This window comes from Streptomyces iconiensis (assembly GCF_028657195.3).
In the GTDB taxonomy this organism is placed as follows: Bacteria; Actinomycetota; Actinomycetes; order Streptomycetales; family Streptomycetaceae; genus Streptomyces; species Streptomyces iconiensis.
Map to the genome: position 1 here is coordinate 1 of NZ_JANCPR020000100.1, position 5265 is coordinate 5265.

1 protein-coding gene is annotated in these 5265 nt (G+C 69.4%); it reads left to right on the forward strand.

Annotated elements, in window-relative coordinates; all coding sequences use genetic code 11:
- A partial coding sequence (locus NMN56_RS42710) for a type I polyketide synthase (RefSeq protein WP_283742574.1) occupies positions 1 to 5265 on the forward strand: 5265 nt, incomplete at both ends.

A 5265-nucleotide genomic window follows, 5' to 3' on the forward strand; every position in this document is an offset into this window, starting at 1 on the left:
CCCCCAACAACCTCCCCACCTACCCCTTCCAACACCACCGCTACTGGCTGGAGGACGCAGCGGCCGGCGGTGAGCCGGAAAGCTTCGGTCTACGTGCCACCCAGCATCCGCTGCTCAGCGCCACCACCACCCTCGCCGAGAGCGACACGGTGCTCTTGACCGGTCGGCTCTCCGCCCACAGCCACCCATGGGCCGCCGATCACACGGTCGACGGGTGCTCCGTTCTCCCCGCCACCGCGTACATGGAACTCGCCCTGCAGGCAGGCTGGTTGCTAGGAGACCTGGCGGTAGCCGAGCTCATCCTCGACACGCCTCTCCTGCTTCCGCCGGAAGGTACCGTCGACCTCCAGCTCACGGTCGGACCCTCGGACGAGGACGACCACCGCGCCTTTACCGTGCACGCCCACGCGGCCGAGGACACGCTGGACGACGACGAACCCTGGCAAGGGTCCTGGACCAGCCATGCCTCCGGGACGCTCGCACCACCGTCGACCCACGCCCCGAAGGCATTGACCTCCTGGCCGCCCACCGGTGCCCAGGCCATCGACCTCGACCAGCTGCGAGGCCGTCTCGCCGGGCTCGGCTATGACCACGGCCCTGCCTTCCAGGGACTGACGAAGGCATGGCAGCTCGGGGACGAGATCTTCGCCGAGGTGCACGCCGCCGAGGAGGCGTCCGCCGAATGTTCCCGGTACGTCCTGCACCCGGCGCTGCTCGCCACCGCCCTCCAGCCACTCCTGGCGGAGGCCGACTCCGCTGCTCAGCCGACGGTCTGGCGGGGGACGGCACTGCACGCGGTGGGTACCGACGTGCTCCGCGTCCACGCCACGCGGCACGCCGAAGGCTTCACCCTGACGGTCGCCGATCGGACCGGATCCCCCGTGGCCTCGGTCGACACCCTGTCGCTCAGCCCTCTGACACCCGAGCAGCTTGCCCCGGCAGGCGACGCCCGGCCCGACTGGCTGCTCGGTCTGGAATGGCCAGCGCTGGAGACAGAAGCCGATCTCTCCGGAACGCGTCCGTCCGGCGAGCCCTGGGCGTTGATCGGCTCAGGCGTGACCGGACTCGAAGAGGCTCTCGGCGGGGAGCGACTGCCCGCGCACGCGTCGGTCGAGGCACTCGCCGAGATGCTGAGCGGGGAATCAGGGCCCGTCCCTGCGTACGCGTTCCTGACCGCCTCGGACTGCGACACGCTCTTCCGTGACCTGTGGACTTGGACGACGCGGGAGGAAACGGCCTCCACCCGGTTGGTGATCGTCACCCGTCGCGCGGTGCTGCCGGACCCGGAGGATGTGCAGGACCTGACATCTGCCCCGGTGTGGGGGTTGGTCAGGGCGGCCCAGGCGGAGCATCCGGGGCGCCTCACGCTCGTCGACTTGGACGACGAGGCCGCCTCGCTGTGTGCACTGCCCGCCGCACTCGCCACCGAGGAGCCCCAACTCGCCCTGAGAAACGGCGGGATACGGATTCCGCGGCTGTGCCGTTCGTCCTCTGATGACTTCCCGCCACCACCGGAACCCGACTCCGCAGCGACCGGCACCCTCCTGGTCTCGGGTGACGGCAGCCTCACGGCCGCCGTCACGGAACATCTCGTCACGGCGCTCGGAGTACGCCACGTCATGCTGCTCGGCGGGGACAGGGACCTCGCGGCCACGCTCACCGGGCTCGGCGCAGACGTACTGACCGCACCGGGCTGTGCCGCGGACCGCGAAGCGGTGGCCGGTGCCCTGGCCCTGCTGCCCGCGGCGCACCCGCTGACCGGAGTGCTCCATGTGGCAGCCGAAACGCCGGAATCGTTGCTCGCAAGCACCGCTCCCGAGGATTTCGGGAATGCCTTGCGGACGGCCACCGACGCCGCGTGGAACCTGCACGAACTCACCCTCGACCTCGGCCTGGATTCCTTCTTGCTGCTCGCCCCCGACCCGGCCGGCACCCTCGGCGGTGCTGGGCAGGCGACCAGGGCCGCCGTCGGCAGCTACCTCGACGCGCTGGCCCGGTACCGCCGTACGCTGGACCGGCCCGGTGCCTCGCTCAGCTGGGGCCCCCGGGAGGGTGGCCAGGACCGCTCGCCCGGTGGGCTGACACGTTTCAGCGCCGCGCAATGCGGCCCCGTCTTCGCCCTCGCGCGGCGGACGGACCGGGCATGCCTGCTGGCCACCCGGCTCAACCGGAGCAGCCTGCGCTCGCAGGCCGAAGGCGGCCTGCTGGCCGCACCGTTGCGCTCCCTCGTCAGCGCGGTCGAGACCGCCGCACGTGGAACCGGCCCGGGGAACGGGACCGAGGCGGCCGAGCTCACCGACACGCTGGCGGGCCGCTCGGAATCCGAACAGCTGCGTGTGCTCACGGGGTTGATACGCGACCAGGTAGCGGCCGTGCTCGGCCACTCCTCGCACGAGACCGTGGACACCTCGCGCGCTTTCAAGGACCTCGGCTTCGACTCGCTCACCGCTGTTGAACTGCGCAACCGGTTGTGCACGGCGACCGGATGGAAACTGCCCAGCACCTTGATCTTCGACTACCCCTCCCCTGAATCGCTCGCCGCCTTCTTCCGCACCAGGCTCCTCGGCTCCGACGAGAAGGTGGCGGCCACCGGCGCTCCGTCCCACCACGACGAGCCGATCGCGATCGTCGCCATGTCCTGTCGCTATCCAGGGGAGATCCGCACGCCCGAGGACCTGTGGGAGGTGGTCGCATCGGAGCGCGATGTCATCTCGCCCTTCCCCACCAACCGGGGCTGGGACCTGGACCGGCTCTTCGACCCGGACGCCTCCCGTGCCGGCACCTCGTATGCGCGCGAGGGCGGATTCGTGCATGACGCGGACGAGTTCGACCCGGCGTTCTTCGGGATCAGCCCGCGCGAAGCGACGAGCATGGACCCGCAGCAGCGGCTGCTGCTGGAGACGGCCTGGGAGGCGTTCGAGCGGGCCGGTATCGACCCGTCCTCGCTGCACGGCTCGCGCACCGGTGTGTTCACCGGCGTGGTCTATACCGACTACGGCTCGCGCGTGAAGCTGCCCGCCGAGATGGAGGGGTACCTGGGCATCGGCAGCGCGGGCAGCATCGCCTCGGGCCGGATCTCCTACACCCTGGGTCTTGAGGGTCCGGCGGTGACGGTGGACACCGCCTGCTCGTCCTCGCTGGTCGCGCTGCACCTGGCGGTGCGGGCTCTCCGGAACTCCGAGTGCGACCTGGCCCTGGCGGGCGGGGCCACGATCCTGGCCAACCCGGACATCTTCATCGGCTTCAGCAGACAACGCGGCCTGGCTCGCGACTCCCGCTGCAAGGCGTTCGCTGCGGCTGCCGACGGCACGGCTTTCGGCGAGGGGGTCGGTCTGCTGCTGGTGGAACGCCTCTCGGACGCACGCCGCAACGGCCACCAGGTCCTCGCCGTCGTCCGGGGCACCGCCATCAACCAGGACGGCGCCAGCAACGGCCTCACCGCACCCAACGGCCCTTCACAGCAGCGGGTCATCCGCCAAGCGCTGGCGGATTCGGGGCTGGCCCCGGCGGATGTCGACGCGATGGAAGCACACGGCACGGGAACGACACTGGGCGACCCCATCGAGGCCCAGGCACTCCTGGCCACCTACGGACAAGACCGCCCCGCGGAAGAACCCCTCTACCTCGGCTCCCTCAAATCCAACATCGGACACACCCAGGCCGCAGCCGGCGTCGCCGGCATCATCAAAATGATCATGGCCATGCGCCACGAACTGCTGCCGCGCACTCTGCACATCGACGAGCCCACACCCCACGTCGACTGGGAAAGCGGCGCGGTACAGCTGCTGGACGAGGCCCGCGAGTGGCCACGAAACGGACACCCACGCCGCGCAGCCGTCTCCGGCTTCGGCATGAGCGGCACCAACGCGCACGTCGTCCTGGAAGAGGCTCCGGACCAACCGGAACCCGCCGTCGAAGAGGATCCCGGCGAACTTGAGCCGGTGTTGGTTGGTGTGGAGGGGCAGGAGGAACCCGATCCCGTCACCGCCGATACGCCGCTCGCGCCCTGGCTGCTCTCAGGCCACACCGAACAAGCACTACGCGACCACGCCACCCGCCTGCACACCTACGCCCTCACCCACACCACACCCACCGAACTCAACACCACCGCTCACACCCTCACCCAAGGACGCACCCACCACACCCACCGCACCGTCATCGCCCCCACCGACCACACCGACCTCCTCAACGCACTCCACGCCCTCACCCACAACACCCCCCACCCCAGCCTCGTCCAAGCCACCACCACCGAACCCGGCAAAACCGTCTTCGTCTTCCCCGGCCAAGGCTCCCAATGGCACGGCATGGCCCACCAACTCCTCACCACCTCCCCCACCTTCACCCACCACCTCACCCAAGCCTGCCAAGCCCTCCAACCCCACACCGACCACAACATCCTCGACCTCCTCAACAACCCCCACACCCCACCCCCCGACCGCGTCGACATCACCCAACCCGCCCTCTTCGCCGTCATGACCAGCCTCGCCCGCCTCTGGCAACACCACGACATCCACCCCGACGCCGTCCTCGGCCACTCCCAAGGAGAAATCGCCGCCGCCCACATCGCCGGCGCCCTCACCCTCAACGACGCCGCCAAAATCGTCGCCCTCCGCAGCAAAGCCCTCCTCACCCTCGCCAACACCGGCACCATGGCCTCCATCCCCCTCCCACCAAACGAAACACAAACCCACCTCACCCCCTACAACGACCTCCACATCGCCGCACACAACGGCCCCCACACCACCGTCATCGCCGGCAACACCCAACAAATCCACCACCTCACCACCCACCTCAACAACCACAACATCCGAGCCCGCACCATCCCCGTCGACTACGCCTCCCACACCCCCCACATCACCCCCCTCCACGACACCCTCCTCCAACTCCTCCACGACATCACCCCCACCCACAGCACCACCCCCTTCTACTCCACCCTCCACGCCCAACCCATCGACACCACCCAACTCACCGCCCAGTACTGGTACGACAACCTCCGCAACCCCGTCCAACTCCACCCCACCGTCCTCACCCTCCTCAACAACGGCCACACCCAATTCATCGAAACCAGCCCCCACCCCGTCCTCACCACCGCACTCCAAGACACCGCCGACACCACCCCCCACACCACCCTCACCACCGGCACCCTCCGCAGAAACCAAGGAACCACCCACCGCTTCCACCTCTCCCTCGCCCAACTCCACACCCACGGCACCCCCACCAACTGGCACCCCCCACCCCCCCAACCCACACCCCAAAACCACCCCC